Source organism: Hydrogenophaga sp., from assembly GCF_026125825.1.
In the GTDB taxonomy this organism is placed as follows: Bacteria; Pseudomonadota; Gammaproteobacteria; order Burkholderiales; family Burkholderiaceae_C; genus Hydrogenophaga.
In genome coordinates this window covers 1-14,868 of the sequence record NZ_JAHCKK010000099.1, presented here as the reverse complement: position 1 = coordinate 14,868, position 14,868 = coordinate 1, and the positions used below count along the sequence as shown (strand labels likewise).

Sequence of the window (14,868 nt, the reverse complement as noted above, 5' to 3'; positions counted from 1 at the left end):
GCGGGCGCGGGCGGTTGCGCGGAGGTGGGCGGCGAAGGTGCGCCGGCGGTGGCGCCGGCACCCGCTGCGCCATCGTCCCAGAACCCGATCACCGTGCCCACGGCCAGGGTGGCGCCGAGTTCGGCCGTGATCTCCAGCAAGGTGCCGTCCGCCTCGGCAGGGATCTCGGTGGCGGCTTTCTCCGACTCGATGACGAAGATGCTCTGGTCAGCGCGGAACGCGTCGCCCGGTTTCACCATCCACTCGACCAGCGTGCCTTCGGCCATGGTCAGGCCCAGCTTGGGCACCAGCAGTTCACGTCGCATGGCTTCAGCGTCCGGTGAATTGGGGTGCGCGCTTTTCCAGGAAGGCGCGGCAGCCCTCGTGCGCGTCGGCGCTGTCGAGCACCAGGCCGATCATGGCCTGCTCGTGGGCCAGCGCGGAGGGCAATGGCATCTCCAGACCATCGCGCAGGCTGCGCTTGAGCAGTTTGAGCGTGAGGGGCGATTTCTCGGCGATCTTCGCGGCAACGGCCAACGCCTCGTCCAGCAGGCGTTCGCGCGGCACCGTGCGGTTGCACAGGCCCAGTGACACGGCCTCGTCGGCCGTGATCTGCTCGCCGCAGAACATCATCTCCTTGGCGCGGCACAGCGGAATCTGCCGGATCAGCCGCTGCGATCCACCGGCGCCGGGGAAGAGCCCGAGCGTGATTTCGGGCAGGCCCAGGCGCGCCTCCTGCGCCACGAGGCGGATGTCGAGTGCGAGCAGCAGCTCGGTGCCGCCGCCCAGTGCCCAGCCGTTGATCGCCCCGATGGTGGGCTTGTCGCTCACCTCGAAGCGGCGGAACACGCGGTGGATCACCTCGGCGAACTCCTGGTAGTGCGCCAGGCCCTGGCGGCTGTCGAGGTCGGCGATGTCACCGCCGGCCACGAAGGCGCGCTCGCCCGCGCCGGTGAGCACGATGGCGCGCACGCTGGCGTCCTGCTCCAGGTCGGTCAGCGCCGCCTCCAGGGCCAGCAGCGTCGGCACGTTGAGGGCGTTGAGGGTCTTGGGGCGGTTGATGGTCAGCAGGCCGACGGCGCCTCGGCGCTCGCACACCACCAGGGCTTGGGATTCGGACATGGGCACGGTCTCCGGGGTTCAGTTGAGGGTCTTGCGCGCGGCCGCCAGCACGGCGTCCACGCTGACGGCGTAACCCTTCTCCAGCGAGCTGGCAAAAGGCACGGGCATGAAGGGCGCACCCACGCGCAGCACCGGCGCATCAAGTTCGTCGAAACCTTCGTCGGACAGGGTGGCGGCGATCTCGGCGCCGACGCCGAAGGCCGTGACGGCCTCGTGCACGACGACGGCGCGGTGTGTGCGGGCCAGCGAGGCCAGCACGGTGGCGCGGTCCCAGGGCTGGATGGAGCGCAGGTCGATCACCTCGGCCTCCACGCCGTCGGCGGCCAGCGCCTGGGCCGCCTGCAGGCAGGTGGCCACGGTGGCGCCGTAGCTCACCAGGGTGAGGTCGCGCCCGGGCCGCACGATGCGGGCTTCGCCGATGCGGCCCACCACGGGCTCCACCGGGCCCTTCTGCGCATAGAGCCCTTTGTGCTCCACGACGATGACGGGATCGGGATCGTTGATGGCCGCGCGCAGCAGCGAGTAAGCGTCTTGCGGCGTGGACGGACACACCACCTTGAGCCCGGGCACATGCGCCAGCCAGGCTTCCAGGCACTGCGAGTGCTGCGGGCCGGCGCTCAGGCCCCCGCCGTGCGGCGTGCGCAGCACCATGGGCACGCTGCCCTGGCCGCCGAACATGAAGCGCGCCTTGGCCGCCTGGTTGACGAGCGCGTCCATGGCCAGGGTGATGAAGTCCATGAACATGATCTCCACCACCGGCCGCATGCCGGTGAGCGCGGCGCCCACGGCGGCGGAGACGATGGAGGCCTCGGAGATGGGCGTGTCCAGCACGCGCTGCGGCCCGAAGGACTCCAGCAGCCCGCGCGTGGCCTTGAACGAGCCGCCGGCGGCGGCGATGTCTTCGCCGAGCACCATCACGCGCTCGTCGGCCGCCAGGCTGTCGCGCAAGGCCTGGGCAACCGCCTGGACGTATCTCATTTCCGTGGCGCTCATGCCGGGGTCTCCTGGGTGGCTGCGGTGTAGACGTCGCCCGCGGCGTCCTCGAACAGCGGCAGGGCGTCGGCCCTGGCGGCGGTGATGGCGGCCTCGACCCGGGCAAGCACCTCGCGGTCGATGCGTTCGACCTCGGCATCCGGCACGCCGGCCTGGGCCAGTGCGGCGCGCGCGCGGGCCAGCGGGTCCTTGGCGGGCAGCCCCTGCAGTTCGTCGGCATCGCGGTATTTCTGCGCGTCACCCTCGTAGTGGCCGCGCACGCGGTGGGTGACGCACTCCAGCACGAAGGGACCCCGGCCTTCGCGCAGCGCGGCCGTGGCGGCACGGGCCGCCTCGGCGACCGCCGCCACGTCGTTGCCGTCGACCTTTTCGTAGGCGATGCCAAAGGCCTTCGCCAGCGCTTCGAGCTTGGCGGCAAACTGGCGCGATGTCGGCGAGAACTCCGACCAGCCATTGTTCTCGCACACCAGCAGCAACGGCGTCTTCCACAGGGCGGCCATGTTCAGGGTTTCGTGCAGCACGCCTTCGGCCATCGCCCCATCGCCGAAGAAGGCCACGGCCACGCCGCCGGTGCCGCGCGCCGCGTGCGCGATCGCGCTGCCCAGGGCGATCGGGATGCCGGCACCGACGATGCCGTTGGCCCCCAGGATGCCCAGGCTCAGGTCGGCCACGTGCATGGAGCCGCCCCGGCCCCGACACAGCCCGCCCGCGCGGCCCATGATTTCCTTGAAGAAGCCGTCCACATCGATGCCGCGCGCGAGCACGTGGCCGTGGCCACGGTGCGTGGTGGCCAGGGAGTCCTGCGGCAGCAGGGCACTGGCGACCCCGGCAGAGATGGCTTCCTGACCCAGGCTGAGGTGGATGAAGCCGGGCACCTCGCTGTTGGCGAACAGCCGGCTCAGGGCCTGTTCCACCTCGCGCACCAGCGCCATGGTGCGGTAGAGATCGAGCAGCGGCGCTGCGGGCGCCTTCCTGGGTGTCTTTCGGTTGGCCGCGTTCATGCGAGCGCCTCCTCGTGCAGCAGGCGCACGGTGCCGGTCACGCGGTCCACACCGTCGTCGCCCCGCACCCACACGGTGTAGCAATCGGCCTGGCCCGCGAGCAACTCGCCGCCGGCATGGATGGTCTCGCCCGCCCGCACGGGCTTGATGAAGCGCACGTCCAGGTCGACCCGCCGCGAGGCCGATTCGCCAAACGTGCGGAACAGCGACTGCCACAGCAGGCAGATGGACATCGTCCCGTGCGCGATGCAGCCCCCCATGGCGGTGCCGGCGGCGTAGACCGGGTCGATGTGGATGGGGTTCATGTCGTCGGTCAGCTCGCCATAGGCCAGGATGACCTCGGGGTCGGCGGTCAGCGCGACGGTTTGCAGTGCGGTGCTCATGGTCAGGCAGCCCAGATGAGAGAGAGTATTGCGCTGTAGACGGCGCGGCCGTCGGCGCCGGTGCCGCGCACCTCCAGGTCGAGGTAGCGGCGCTCGCGCTTGATTTCTTTGGACAGGCAGGTGACCACGGTGCGGATGGCCTCGCCCGGTTGCGGCACGGCGTCCAGCGTGAAGCGCTGGCGCGCCTGCACATTGCCCGGCGGGCGCGGCGCGACCACGCCCAGGTAGCCGCGCATCATCATGGCCACCGCGATGCCCGCACCCTCGGCGCGCCCCCCGGCGCTCTCATGGCCGAAGATGTCGCGCCAGGCCGTGGCCAGCGCGGGCTCGAAGACTTCGGTCAGCTCGCCCAGCGGTGCCCCAGGCTGGAAGTCGTCCCAGAGGATCACGGGCTTCATGCGGCCACCTCGGCATGCGGCAGGGACACGCCTTCGACCTCGTGAAAGCCGATGCGCACGCGGCTGCCGATGGCCAGCGGCGCGGCGGTGCCGCCGGCCACGTTGACCATCAACCGGAAGCCTTCGTCCATGTCGACCAGGGCGATGACGTAGGGCACGTCGCCCCGGAAGGCGGGGGTCGGCGCGCGGTGCACCGTGGTGTGGCTGAGCACATGGCCGAAGCCGCCGGCATCGCGCCAGGCAAGGGCATCGCTCTGGCATGTGGCGCACAGCGCGCGCGGCACCCGTTGCACGGTACCGCAGGACTGACAGCACTGATAGCGCACGACACCCGCGGCGCATCCGTCCCAGAACGGCTGGGTCTCGGCGGTCGGTCGAGGCAAGGGACGGCTCATTCAGTGGACTCCCAGGACGAGTGAGCAGTGGGCAGACAGGATGCCGCCGTCGCCGTGGACGAACGCCAGCTTGGCGTCCTTCACCTGGCGCGCGTCGGCGCGGCCTCGAAGTTGGTGGACGGCCTCGACGGCGTGGAACATGCCGCCGGCCGCACCGGAGTGGCCGTAGGACAGCAGGCCGCCGTGGGTGTTGCAAGGCAGGCGCCCGCCCAGGCCGAGGTCGCCGCGCGCGGCGGCGTGGCCGGCTTCGCCGGGCTCGAAAAAGCCGATCGACTCCAGCTCGACGGCGAGCGTGATCGTGAACGAGTCGTAGATTTCCGCGACATCGATGTCGCCGGGGGTCACGCCCGCGCGGCCGAAGGCGGTCTGCGACGACGCCTTGCAACCGAACTGCGTGAGGCTCGGCGCCGCGACGATGTGTTCGTGTGTGTGGCCCTGTCCGGCCCCCAGCACCTCGATCGCCTTGCCCCGGGTGTCGCGTGCCGCCTCGCGGCTGCTCACCACCAGCGCGGCACCGCCGTCGGAGATCAGGCAGCAGTCGAGCATGCGCAGGGGCGAGGCGATCTCCTTCGACGCCAGCACCTGCTCCACCGTGATGGGCTCGCGCTTGTGTGCCTTCGGATGCCGACCGGCATGGCGGCGGTGTTCCACCGCGATCGCAGCCAACTGCTCGGAGGTGACGCCGGTCTCATGCATGTAGCGGCGCGCCACGAGCGCGTAAGACGCGGGCACGCTGATGCCGAAAGGCCGCTCAAACTGGGGGTGGCCGACCTCGGCGAGCGCGGCCATCGCACCGTCGCGGGACATGCCGGTGAGCCGGTTGTCACCCGTGACCACCAGCACGTGCCGGCACTGCCCGCTGGCCACGAGGGCGGCCGCCTGCATGACCATGATGCAGGCGCTGGCACCGCCGGCCTGGATGGCCGCGCAATAGCCGGGGTGGATACCCAGCGACTCGCAGAACACCGAGGCCAGCATGAGGTGCGGCTCGGTGAACGAATAGGCGCACAGCACGCCGTCGATGTCCGCGAGCTTGAGGCCGGCGTCGGCCACCGCGCCCATCGCGGCTTCGGCGTGCAGGCCCATGCAGCTGCTGCCCGGCAGCTCGCCGACGGCGGTGTCGTACGCCCCGGTGATGAAGGCGTTCATCGTCATTTCTTCACCCCGGGAAAGCGCAGGGGCTGCTTTTGCAGGAAGTTCGCCACGGCCTCGTCGTGGTAGGCGGTGTGAATGGCCAGGGCCTGCGCGCTGGCCTCCAGCTCGGCCAGCGTGTCCTGGTCGAGGTTGAACGAGCGGTTGAGGATGTTCTTGGCGATGCCCAGCGCCTCGGTGGAGGCGTCGTGGTAGCGGGCCGCCTGCGCCAGCGCTTCGTCAAGCAGGCGCTCCGGGGGCACGACGCGCATCACGATGCCCAGGTCGCGCGCCTCTTCCGCGTCCACCTCGCGCGCCGAAAACACCAGGTCCTTGGCGCGCTGCAGACCGACGATGCGCGGCAGCAGAAAGAAGCCGCCGAGGTCGGGCACCAGCCCGATGCGACCGAACACGGCGCAGAAGCGCGCGCGCGGCGTGGCCAGCACGAAGTCGCAGGCCAGGGCGAGGTTGAAGCCGGCGCCGAACGCCGGCCCGTCGACCGCCGCAATCACCGGTTTCTCCAGGTTCACCAGTTCCCGGAACCAGATGTGCAGGCGGCGGATTCGGTCACGGTCCTTGAAGACCGGGCGCTTGGCTTGCGACAGCGACTTGAGGTCGCCGCCGGCGCAGAAGACGCCCTCGGACCCGGTGATCACCACGGCGCGCACGCTGTCGTCGTCGCGCGCCTCGAAGACCGCTTGCGCAATGCCCTCGCGCACCTCCAGATCGAAGGCGTTGCGGCGCTCGGGCCGGTTGATGCGGATGACCAGGGTGGCGCCGTGGCGCTCGCGCAGCACGTGGTCGCTCACGGCTTGAACCCGATGCTGCGCGCGATGATGTTGCGCTGGACTTCGCTTGTGCCCTCGCCGATCACGTAGACCAGGGCATCGCGGTGGATGCGCCCCACCGGGTATTCGCGCATGATGCCGGCGCCGCCGTGGATGCGAATGGCCTGCTCGCTGACCGACAGCGCCGTCTCCGACGCCACCAGCTTGACGCGCGCGGCCGTGGCGGCATCGAGCGTGCCCTGGTCGACGCGCCAGGCGCCGTAGTACACCAGCCATTTCGCGGCCTCGATCTGCGCCGACATGTCGGCCAGCTTGTGTCCGATCGCCTGGTAGTCGCCAACGCGCTTGCCGGCCACGATGCGGTCTTCGGCAAAGGCCTTGGCCGCATCGAAGGCGGCGCGCGCCATGCCAAGGGCGTTGGCGGCCACGCCGACCCGGTTCTCGCTGAGCGACTCCAGGATCACCGGGTAGGTGCCGGTGCGCCCGCCCAAGAGGCAGTCGTCCGGCACGAAGGCGTCGGTGATGTGGATGAGCGCGGTCTCTGAGGACCGGATGCCCTCCTTGCGCAGCTTGTGGATGTCAAAACCGGGGTTGGGCAGCTCGACGATGAACAGGCTGATCGCGTCGGGTTTGAGTTCCGGCTCGGTGCGCGCGGCGACCAGCAGGAAATCGGCGATCGGCGCGTTGGTGATGTAGAGCTTGCTGCCGTTGAGCTTCCAGCCGCCGGGCACGCGCTCGGCGCGCGTCTTCATGGCGCGCACGTTGGAGCCGCCGTCCGGCTCGCTCAGACCGAAGCCCGCCACCTTCTCGCCCGCCAGCGCCGGCTTGAAGAAGCGTTCGCGCTGGTCGGGCGTGCCGGTTTTCCAGATAGGCCAGATGCCCAGGTGGGTGTGGGCGGACCAGGCCGAGGCAAAGCCCTGGCTCATGTAGCTCAGCTCTTCGCGCACGATGCAGTCGCTGACCTTGTCCATGCCGCTGCCCCCATCGGCCTCGGGGTAGCGCACGCCCAGCAGCCCCAGCTCGCCCCAGCGGGTGAACGCCTGGCGCGGAAAACACTCGTTCTCCTCGGCGTCGACCACCAGAGGCGCCAGCTCGTCCTGGCACAGGCGCCGCACGGTGTCGCGGACGGATTCGTGTTCAGCGGAAAAGGAAAAATCAAGGCTCATGGTGGTGGGTGTGAAAGGAATTCGGCAAGACTGGCGACGCGCTCAATCCACGTAGTTATTCTTTATAGAGATTATTATTTTCTAAAGAGAATTCTAGGCGGCTTGGCCGGGGCTGTCAACCGACTTCGGGTGGTCCTTGTCGCGGCGCAGCGCGTCGAGGTAAGCGGTGATGCGTTCGCGCACGCCGCTCTGCGCGAAGTTCTCTGCCATGAGGGGGGCGACGGCGTGGACCCGGGCCATCAAGGCCTCGGGTGGCTGGGTCCGCAGGCTGGCGGCGCGCGCCACTTGCAAGGCCCCGCCACGCGCCAGGTAGAACGCCAGCCGCTGCGCCGCCAGGGCATCGAAATCCTGGGCCGGCAGCACCTCGGTCACGAGACCGGCGCGGTGGGCTTCGGCGGCATCCAGCGCCTGCCCCAGGCACAGACGGGCCGCCAACGCAGGCGACACGCGCGACTGCAGCACCGCCTCGACGATGACGGGGTACATGCCGAAATGGATCTCGGGACAGCCGAACGCCAGGTCGTCGGCCGCGATCACCACATCGGCCAGCGCCAGCAGCAGGGCACCGGCCCCGGACGCCTTGCCACGCGCGATCGCCACCAGCGGCGTGGGACTGAACGCGCGCCGACGGATCATCGCCAGCAGGGCCTCGCCATGGCCGGCGAGGTGGCTGGCTCCGGCCACGAACTCCTCGATGTCGGCCCCGGCGCAGAACAGGCGCCCGGATGCGCTGCGCAGCACCTGCACCGCCGCCCCTGGCTCGCCCAGGCCCGCCGCCAGGCGTTCCAGCATGGCGTGGGTCAGCGCATGGGCCTTTTGAGGCCGGTTCAGCGTCAGCGTGCGCACGCAGCCGCCGTCGGCCATCGCCGCATCTTCGATCACCACCCAGGTCTCGCTCATGCCGTGCGCCTCCTGAAGCCGAGGAACACCGCGAACCCCGTGTTGCCGTGAATTCCCGCTTGCATCATTCTTGATGCGGAATTATATTCTCTGTATTGAATACGCAGCAAGGACGTTTGATGAGCAAGAGACAAGCGCGGCCCACGCCGTTGAACCAGGTGGACCGCGAGGCCTTCCGCGACATGTGCCGGGTCTTCGCCGAGCGCGAGATCGGCCCTCGCTGGAAGGCCGCCGACGAGGAGAAGCGCTTTCCGCGCGCGTTCTACGAAGCCGCCGCCCGAGCCGGCCTGATCGGCATCACGGCCACCGAGGAGATCGGCGGCGCCGCACTGGGGGCCTATGAAGAAGCCATCGCGATGGAGGAACTGGCCAAGGTCAACCCCAACCTGGCGGTCTCGGTGCTCGTGCAGAACGTGGCCGGCTCCATCCTGTACGAGCACGGCCATGCCCAGCACCGCGACCTCGCGCGGCGCAACATCGCGGGCGAATGCCTGGTGGCCATCACCATCACCGAGCCCGAGGCCGGCAACGACATCCAGAACGTGAGCACCTGCGCCACGCGCGACGGCGACCACTGGGTGCTCGACGGCATCAAGTCCTTCATCACGCTGGGCGGCGACGCCGACATCCTGGTCACCCTGGCGCAGACCGACCCGGCCGCGGGCCGCCACGGCATGCGCTTCTTCGCGGTGGACCGGCGCACGCCGGGCATCGAGACGAGCCAGATCGACACCTACGTCAACCGGCCCGCCCCCACTTTCAGGGTGATGTTCAACCAGGCGCGGGTGCCGGCCGACTGCTTGCTGGAGGCTGGCTTCGCCGAGATCATGGCCGGGTTCAACCGCGAGCGCATCATGGTGGCCGCCCGCTGGCTCGGCCACATGCAGACCGCCCTGGCCTGGGGGCTGGACTACGCCGCCACGCGCCGGCAGTTCGGGCGCCCCATCGGGGCCAACCAGTCCATCGCCTTCGCGCTGGCGCAGGCTCACCTCGACGTGGAGGCCGCGCGCCGCCTCACCTACCACGCGGCCGAACGCTGGGACAGCGGCGTTCCTCTGGAGGACGTCATCCTGGACGTCTCCACCGCCAAGCTGCACGCCACCCAGGCGGTGGTGCGTGTCACCCAGACCGTGCTGCACACCGCCGGCGGCTGGGGCTTGACCACGGAATTGCCCGCCATGCGCTGGGCGCTCGACGCACTGGTCGCACCCGTCACGGTGGGCAGCGTCGAGATTCAACAGCGCGCCATAGCGCGTCAGCTGGGTTTGCCGGTGGACTGAGCACCGCAGACCGTTCTTCCAACCGAGACCACACCAAGGACAATCATGAAAATGCAATGGAGACTCCCGACCGCCTGTGTCAGCCTGCTGTCCGCCGCCTGCCTCATGGCAGTGCCGACATCAGCCCGCGCCACCGACTACCCCACCAAGCCGGTGACCTTCGTTGTCGCTTCGGCGGCCGGCGGCATCCTGGACACCATCGGCCGCATCGTGGCGCGCGGCATGGAGAAGCTGGGGCAGCCGGTGGTGGTGCAGAACGTGCCCGGGGGCGGCAGTTCGCTGGGCACGGCGGCGGTGGCGCGCGCGCCGGCCGACGGCTACACCGTCGGCATGGTCGCCACCAGCCACGCCATCAACCCGAGCGTGTATGCCAGCCTGCCCTACGACACGCAGCGCGACTTCATCACCATCTCGCACGCCGTGAGCCTGACCAACGCGCTGGTGGTGCACCCGTCCGTGCCGGCCGCCAACCTGCAGGAGTTCATCGCCCTGGCCAAACGCGAGCCGGGCAAGCTCAACTGCGGCTCGGCCGGCAACGGGCAGTCCAACCACCTCTCGCTGGAGATGTTCAACACCGAGGCGGGCATCAAGCTCAGCCACGTCCCCTACCGGGGCAGCGCACCGGCGCTCAACGACGTGCTGGCCGGCGTGCTGACCTGCATGTTCGTGGACGTGCTCTCGGCCAAGCAGCACATCGCCGCCGGCAAGCTCAAGGCCCTGGCCGTCTCCAGCAGCGAACGCGTGGCCGAACTGCCTGACGTGCCCACCTTCGCCCAGGCCGGGATGAAGGAGTTCGACGCCAATTCCTGGCTGGCGGTGGTGGTGCGCGCCGGCACGCCCAAGGACGTGGTCGAGCGCCTGGGCAAGTCGGTCGCGCAGACGATGAAGGAGCCCGAAGTGCGCCAGCGCCTGCTGTCCATGGGCATCGAACCCGTGGGCGCGCTGCCCGCCGAGTCCCAGAAGTTCATTGAAAAAGAGATTGCGCGCTACACCAAGGCGGTGAAGAGCGCGGGAGTGAAAATTGACTGATTGCCACGGCAGCGCCAGCGCGCCTTCGCGCCTGGCCAGCCTCTTCCAGGCGCGCAGTGTCGCCATCGTCGGCGCCTCGTCCGACCCCGCCAAGATCACCGGCCGGCCGCTGGCCTACATGCTGGCGCGCGGCTACGCGGGCGAGCTGTACCCGGTCAATCCTGCGCGCAACGAGGTGCAGGGCCTGCCGGCCTACGCCTCGCTGTCGGCGATCGGCAAGCCGGTGGACCTGGCCATCGTGGGCACGGCAGCGGAACAGGTCGAACCGGTGATCCGCGAAGGCATCGCGGTCGGCGTGAAGGCCTTCGTGGTGTTTTCGTCGGGCTTCGCCGAGGTCGGCGACGAAGGGCGCGTCCTGCAGGAGCGGTTGCGCGCGCTCTCGCGCGAACACGGCGTCGCGATCCTCGGGCCGAACTGCCTGGGCCTGGCCAACAGCGCCACCGGCCTGATCGCCTCGTTCACCACCGCGCTGGAGTCGGCCCCACTGCAGCGCGGGCAGTTTGCCTTCGTCAGCCAGAGCGGCGCGCTGGGAGCCTACTGGCTCGACATCGTGTTGCGCTCGGGGCTCGGGTTCAGCCAGTGGATCTCGACCGGCAACGAATGCGACGTGGACGCGGCCGAAGCGATCGACTTCCTGGTCGACGACCCCGACACCCGCGTGATCGGCCTGTACCTGGAGGACATCCGCGACACGCTGGCGTTTCGCCGCGCCTTGCAGCGCGCGGCCCGGGCCGGCAAACCCGTGATCGCCATGAAGTCGGGACGCTCCCAGGCGGGCGCCAAGGCGGCCGCCTCCCACACCGGCGCCCTGGCCGGCGACGACACGCTCTACGACGCCTGCCTGCGCCAGTGCGGTGCGCTGCGGGTGGACTCGCTCTCCTCCATGATCGACGCCGCACGCCTGTACCTGTTCGACAGCGCCCCACGGGGTTCGCGGCTGGCGGTGATGTCGGTCTCGGGCGGCGCGGGCGTGCTGATCGCCGACGAGTCGGAAGCGCTGGGCATGGCGCTGCCGACCTTCGCCGAGGCCACCTGCGACGCCCTGCGCCCCCTGCTGCCCTCCTTCGCGCGCCCGGCCAATCCGCTGGACCTCACGGGCAACGTGGTGCAGAACACCGCCAGCATCGGCAAGGCCCTGGCCGCCGTCGCGCAGGATCCTGAGGTCGATGCCATCGTCCTGTTTGTCGGCCTGATGCACAGCATCGCCCACGCCTTCACCGATGCCCTGTCCAACGCGCGCCAGCACATCCGCCAGCCCATCGTGGTGATCTGGATGGGCGCGATGCCGGCGTCGGTCGCGGTGGTGGAGGCCGCGCGCATCCCGGTCTTCGCCGACATTCCCCAGGCCATGCGCGCCCTGGCCGCAGCGCGACGGCTGGCCGAGCTGCAGGCCGGCGCGCGCGAGGCCCTGCCGGCCACGGCGCTGGCCCTGCCCCGCGCCGGCGAGAGCCGGGCGCTCTCGGAGTGGGACGGCAAACAGCTGCTGTCCAGCCAGTCGGCGGTGGGCGTGCCGCAAGGCGTGCTGGTCGAGGCCGGGGCGGCCCCCGCGGACCTGCCGCCCGGCCCTCTGGCAGCCAAGCTCCAGTCGGCCGAACTGCTGCACAAGAGCGATGCCGGCGGAGTGATCCTGCGCATCGAGTCGCCCGAGGCCCTGGCGCAGGCGATCCAGCGCCTGCGCAGGGTCGGCGCCGACCTGAACCTCCAGGTGCAGGGGGTGCTCGTTGAACAGATGGTCCCCTTCGACCACGAACTTGTGCTGGGCCTGCGTCGCGACCCCCGCTTCGGCGCCCTGCTGACCGTGGGACGCGGCGGCGTGGAAGTCGAGCTGGACCCCGATGCCGCCACCCGGCTGCTGCCGCTGGCACCGCGCGAGATCGAGGCGCTGTTGCGCGGGCTGCGCTCGGCCCGGCTGCTGCAGGGCTTTCGCGGTCGCCCGCCGGTGGACCTGCCGGCGCTGGCGGCGCGCATCGCCGCCTTGTGCGACTGGTTCATCGATCAGCCGGCGCTGGCCGAGGTCGAGATCAATCCGCTGGCGGTCCGGGGCGGCGACGCCTGGGCGCTCGACGCCTTGGTGACGCGCAGCGCGTGAGCCATCCGGGCCGCGCGCGGGCCTCGGGCCTGCGCGCCCGGAGGTCACTAGAATGGCCCGGATGGATGCAAAAGCAGATCGGATGAAGGACAGCGAGGCACCGCCGGACAAGCTGGTGGGTGCCCTGGTGAGCGGCCTGAGCGTGCTGCGCTACCTGGCCGCCAGTGGGTCGCCGGTGGGCGTGACCCGCATCGCCCGCGAGCTCGAACTCAACGCCAGCACCTGCTTCAACCTGCTCAAGACCCTGGTGCACGAAGGCCTGGTGACCTTCGATGACGGCACCAAGACCTACGCCATCGGCATTGGCCTGGTGGAGCTCGCGCGCGGCGCACTGGAGCAGTCCTCGTTCGTGCGCATGCTGCGCCCCCACCTGGAGGCGATCGCCGGCGAACACCGCGTCACCACCACGCTCTGGCAACGCTCCAGCAAGGAGCGCGTGACGCTGGTGGACCTGGCCGACACCAGCGCCGCGATCCGCGTGCACATGAGCATCGGTCAGCGGCTGCCGGTGTACATCGCGGCCCTGGGACGCTGCATGGCCGCGTACTCGGACCTGACGGAAGACCAGCTGCGCGAGAAGATCAGCAACCTGCGCTGGGAAAATGCCCCGAGCTTCGAGGAGTACTACGCCGAGGTCCTGCAGGTGCGCGACCGCGGGTATTCGGTGGACAACGGCAACTACGTCAAAGGGGTCACCACCGTGTCGGCGCCCGTCGTCGATGCCAACAACCGGGCCATCATGGCCATCAGCGCAGTGGGGTTCAGCGCGCAGTTCAACAAGCTCGCCATCCGGCAACTCGGCGAAGAACTGCACGAGCGCACCAGGGCCATCTCGCGCGCGCTCTCGGGCCGCATCCGGACCTGAGGCCCCGCGGGGGCTTGCTTCGCCCCCGCGCTCCCCTTCGCAAAATCCTTGACGGACATTTCGCTCGCCTATATCATTCTCACGGCCGAATAGTTTTCTCTTTAAAGAATATCTGCACAGGACACCCGCCATGAATGCTTCCGTTGCCGTGGTCACCGGCGCTGCCAGCGGCATTGGCGCGGCCTGCGCCCGCGCCTTCGCTGCCGCGGGGTACCGCGTCGTTCTCGCTGACCGCCACCTGGAGGGTGCCGAGCGCTTGGCGGCCGAGCTTGGCGGCACGGCCATCGTCGTGGACGTGGCGGAGGAGACTTCGGTGGCTGCGGCGGCCCACGCGGTCGTGGACCAGCTGGGGCGGGTCGATGTCCTCGTCAACAGTGCGGGCGTGCTGCAGAGAACCCTGCCGCCCGGGCAGCTGACGATGAAGGAATGGGACTTCGTGGCGCGCGTGGACCTGCGCGGCACCTACCTCTGCTGTGCTGAATTCGGCCGGCGCATGGCCGCCAGTGGCGGGGGCGCCATCGTCAACATCGCCTCGGTCGCCGGCATGCGATCGGGCCCCTTGCACGCCTACGGCCCGGCCAAGGCCGGGGTGATCAGCCTCAGCGAATGCCTGGCCGCCGAATGGGGGCCGGTGGGTGTGCGGGTGAACACCGTCTCACCCGGCTTCACGGCCACACCCGCCCTCAGCAAGGGCCTAGACACGCACACGCTTGAGGAAGAGCACCTCAGGACAGCGACGGTGTTGAACCGGCTGGTGAAAGCGGACGAGATTGCGGCCGCTGTGGCCTTCCTCGCCTCTCCTGCCGCCTCGGCCATCACGGGGATCAACCTTCCCGTGGACTGCGGCTACCTGGTCGCGACGCCCTGGGCCAGCTATGGCGGGTTACGCCGGTCTTGATCTCCCGCCATATGTCCATGCCCTCTGCCAACGTGACCCTCGCCAAAGCCGCACTGAACCTGCTCGCGGAGATCGCAGCACATCCGCCAGGCACACCGGACACCCAACTCAGCGAACGACTTCTGGCCCTGCTGGCCGATGTGGAGCGTGGCATCCCGGAATCCGTGTTCGCCCCCGAACAATTTGCCTACCTGCCCACCGCCTACTTCGACAGCCAAGGCATGACCTGCGTCGACGCCGCGTTTGCCGCCCTCTTCACGGTGGCGGAAACCCGGCTGCCGCTCCCCATCGTGAGCAGCGGCACACCCAAGGTCGCTGCCTGGCGGCATTCGCTGAGGCAGTGGCAGCGCATCGATGCCTCTGCCTCCTGACTCGGCATCCCTCGCCTTGAACCGAACTCAACCCCCTGAACAACATGAAGATACTGGTAGCTGTGAAGCGCGTCGTTGAC

17 protein-coding genes are annotated in these 14,868 nt (G+C 69.6%); 6 read left to right on the top strand and 11 right to left on the bottom strand.

The genetic code is table 11. From position 1 onward, the window contains the following. The 11 genes from KIT86_RS21330 to KIT86_RS21280 all read right to left on the bottom strand — a co-directional run. Positions 1-305: lipoyl domain-containing protein (locus KIT86_RS21330; protein ID WP_297402135.1), on the bottom strand; the 305-nt coding region annotated here is incomplete at its 3' end. 4 nt (positions 306-309) lie between these two features. Then, positions 310-1,101, bottom strand: coding sequence for an enoyl-CoA hydratase-related protein (locus tag KIT86_RS21325; protein ID WP_297402132.1), 792 nt, complete (start codon positions 1,099-1,101; stop codon positions 310-312). An 18-nt stretch (positions 1,102-1,119) separates the two neighbouring features. Further along, the gene (locus KIT86_RS21320; RefSeq protein WP_297402130.1) at positions 1,120-2,094 is read right to left on the bottom strand and encodes an alpha-ketoacid dehydrogenase subunit beta; all 975 of its coding nucleotides are present in this window, start codon (positions 2,092-2,094) and stop codon (positions 1,120-1,122) included. Next, positions 2,091-3,095: a thiamine pyrophosphate-dependent dehydrogenase E1 component subunit alpha gene (locus KIT86_RS21315; protein WP_297402128.1), complete on the bottom strand. Its 1,005-nt coding sequence runs from the start codon at positions 3,093-3,095 to the stop codon at positions 2,091-2,093. The genes KIT86_RS21320 and KIT86_RS21315 overlap by 4 nt, the downstream gene beginning before the upstream one ends. Continuing rightward, positions 3,092-3,478 (bottom strand): MaoC family dehydratase, encoded by a 387-nt coding sequence (locus tag KIT86_RS21310; protein ID WP_297402126.1) that lies wholly within the window; start codon positions 3,476-3,478, stop codon positions 3,092-3,094. The genes KIT86_RS21315 and KIT86_RS21310 overlap by 4 nt, the downstream gene beginning before the upstream one ends. A gap of 2 nt (positions 3,479-3,480) precedes the next feature. After that, positions 3,481-3,876 (bottom strand): hypothetical protein, encoded by a 396-nt coding sequence (locus tag KIT86_RS21305; RefSeq protein ID WP_297402124.1) that lies wholly within the window; start codon positions 3,874-3,876, stop codon positions 3,481-3,483. Then, positions 3,873-4,271: a Zn-ribbon domain-containing OB-fold protein gene (locus KIT86_RS21300; RefSeq protein WP_367185457.1), complete on the bottom strand. Its 399-nt coding sequence runs from the start codon at positions 4,269-4,271 to the stop codon at positions 3,873-3,875. Before KIT86_RS21300 ends, KIT86_RS21305 begins: the two co-directional genes overlap by 4 nt. Further along, positions 4,272-5,426, bottom strand: coding sequence for a thiolase family protein (locus KIT86_RS21295; RefSeq protein WP_297402120.1), 1,155 nt, complete (start codon positions 5,424-5,426; stop codon positions 4,272-4,274). Continuing rightward, positions 5,423-6,211 carry an enoyl-CoA hydratase-related protein gene (locus KIT86_RS21290; protein WP_297402118.1) on the bottom strand — a complete coding sequence of 263 codons (789 nt, stop codon included), beginning with the start codon at positions 6,209-6,211 and terminating at the stop codon, positions 5,423-5,425. Before KIT86_RS21290 ends, KIT86_RS21295 begins: the two co-directional genes overlap by 4 nt. Continuing rightward, positions 6,208-7,356 carry an acyl-CoA dehydrogenase family protein gene (locus KIT86_RS21285; protein ID WP_297402116.1) on the bottom strand — a complete coding sequence of 383 codons (1,149 nt, stop codon included), beginning with the start codon at positions 7,354-7,356 and terminating at the stop codon, positions 6,208-6,210. The genes KIT86_RS21290 and KIT86_RS21285 overlap by 4 nt, the downstream gene beginning before the upstream one ends. Before the next feature lie 93 nt (positions 7,357-7,449). Continuing rightward, positions 7,450-8,256 carry an enoyl-CoA hydratase/isomerase family protein gene (locus KIT86_RS21280; RefSeq protein ID WP_297402114.1) on the bottom strand — a complete coding sequence of 269 codons (807 nt, stop codon included), beginning with the start codon at positions 8,254-8,256 and terminating at the stop codon, positions 7,450-7,452. Positions 8,257-8,375: 119 nt separating this feature from the next. Here KIT86_RS21280 and KIT86_RS21275 point away from each other — a divergent pair, with 119 nt between their 5' ends. The 6 genes from KIT86_RS21275 to KIT86_RS21250 all read left to right on the top strand — a co-directional run bounded on the left by KIT86_RS21275 (position 8,376) and on the right by KIT86_RS21250 (position 14,788). Beyond that, positions 8,376-9,536 (top strand): acyl-CoA dehydrogenase family protein, encoded by a 1,161-nt coding sequence (locus KIT86_RS21275; protein ID WP_297402112.1) that lies wholly within the window; start codon positions 8,376-8,378, stop codon positions 9,534-9,536. Positions 9,537-9,587: 51 nt separating this feature from the next. Then, positions 9,588-10,565 carry a tripartite tricarboxylate transporter substrate binding protein gene (locus KIT86_RS21270; protein WP_297402110.1) on the top strand — a complete coding sequence of 326 codons (978 nt, stop codon included), beginning with the start codon at positions 9,588-9,590 and terminating at the stop codon, positions 10,563-10,565. Beyond that, entirely contained in the window at positions 10,558-12,654 is a 2,097-nt protein-coding gene (locus KIT86_RS21265) for an acetate--CoA ligase family protein (RefSeq protein WP_297402108.1), read from the top strand. Before KIT86_RS21270 ends, KIT86_RS21265 begins: the two co-directional genes overlap by 8 nt. Before the next feature lie 61 nt (positions 12,655-12,715). Further along, the gene (locus KIT86_RS21260) at positions 12,716-13,519 is read left to right on the top strand and encodes an IclR family transcriptional regulator (protein ID WP_297402106.1); all 804 of its coding nucleotides are present in this window, start codon (positions 12,716-12,718) and stop codon (positions 13,517-13,519) included. A 130-nt stretch (positions 13,520-13,649) separates the two neighbouring features. Next, complete coding sequence (locus KIT86_RS21255) at positions 13,650-14,417, top strand: SDR family NAD(P)-dependent oxidoreductase (RefSeq protein WP_297402104.1); 768 nt, start codon at positions 13,650-13,652, stop codon at positions 14,415-14,417. Positions 14,418-14,434: 17 nt separating this feature from the next. Next, positions 14,435-14,788: a hypothetical protein gene (locus tag KIT86_RS21250; RefSeq protein ID WP_297402102.1), complete on the top strand. Its 354-nt coding sequence runs from the start codon at positions 14,435-14,437 to the stop codon at positions 14,786-14,788. Positions 14,789-14,868: the final 80 nt, after the last annotated feature.

Coding starts and splice junctions, on each gene's coding strand:
- KIT86_RS21325 (WP_297402132.1), bottom strand. CDS start 1,101: ATGTCCGAATCCCAAGCCCTGGTGGTGTGCGAGCGCCGAGGCGCCGTC.
- KIT86_RS21320 (WP_297402130.1), bottom strand. CDS start 2,094: ATGAGCGCCACGGAAATGAGATACGTCCAGGCGGTTGCCCAGGCCTTG.
- KIT86_RS21315 (WP_297402128.1), bottom strand. CDS start 3,095: ATGAACGCGGCCAACCGAAAGACACCCAGGAAGGCGCCCGCAGCGCCG.
- KIT86_RS21310 (WP_297402126.1), bottom strand. CDS start 3,478: ATGAGCACCGCACTGCAAACCGTCGCGCTGACCGCCGACCCCGAGGTC.
- KIT86_RS21305 (WP_297402124.1), bottom strand. CDS start 3,876: ATGAAGCCCGTGATCCTCTGGGACGACTTCCAGCCTGGGGCACCGCTG.
- KIT86_RS21300 (WP_367185457.1), bottom strand. CDS start 4,271: ATGAGCCGTCCCTTGCCTCGACCGACCGCCGAGACCCAGCCGTTCTGG.
- KIT86_RS21295 (WP_297402120.1), bottom strand. CDS start 5,426: ATGACGATGAACGCCTTCATCACCGGGGCGTACGACACCGCCGTCGGC.
- KIT86_RS21285 (WP_297402116.1), bottom strand. CDS start 7,356: ATGAGCCTTGATTTTTCCTTTTCCGCTGAACACGAATCCGTCCGCGAC.
- KIT86_RS21280 (WP_297402114.1), bottom strand. CDS start 8,256: ATGAGCGAGACCTGGGTGGTGATCGAAGATGCGGCGATGGCCGACGGC.
- KIT86_RS21275 (WP_297402112.1), top strand. CDS start 8,376: ATGAGCAAGAGACAAGCGCGGCCCACGCCGTTGAACCAGGTGGACCGC.
- KIT86_RS21270 (WP_297402110.1), top strand. CDS start 9,588: ATGCAATGGAGACTCCCGACCGCCTGTGTCAGCCTGCTGTCCGCCGCC.
- KIT86_RS21260 (WP_297402106.1), top strand. CDS start 12,716: ATGGATGCAAAAGCAGATCGGATGAAGGACAGCGAGGCACCGCCGGAC.
- KIT86_RS21255 (WP_297402104.1), top strand. CDS start 13,650: ATGAATGCTTCCGTTGCCGTGGTCACCGGCGCTGCCAGCGGCATTGGC.
- KIT86_RS21250 (WP_297402102.1), top strand. CDS start 14,435: ATGCCCTCTGCCAACGTGACCCTCGCCAAAGCCGCACTGAACCTGCTC.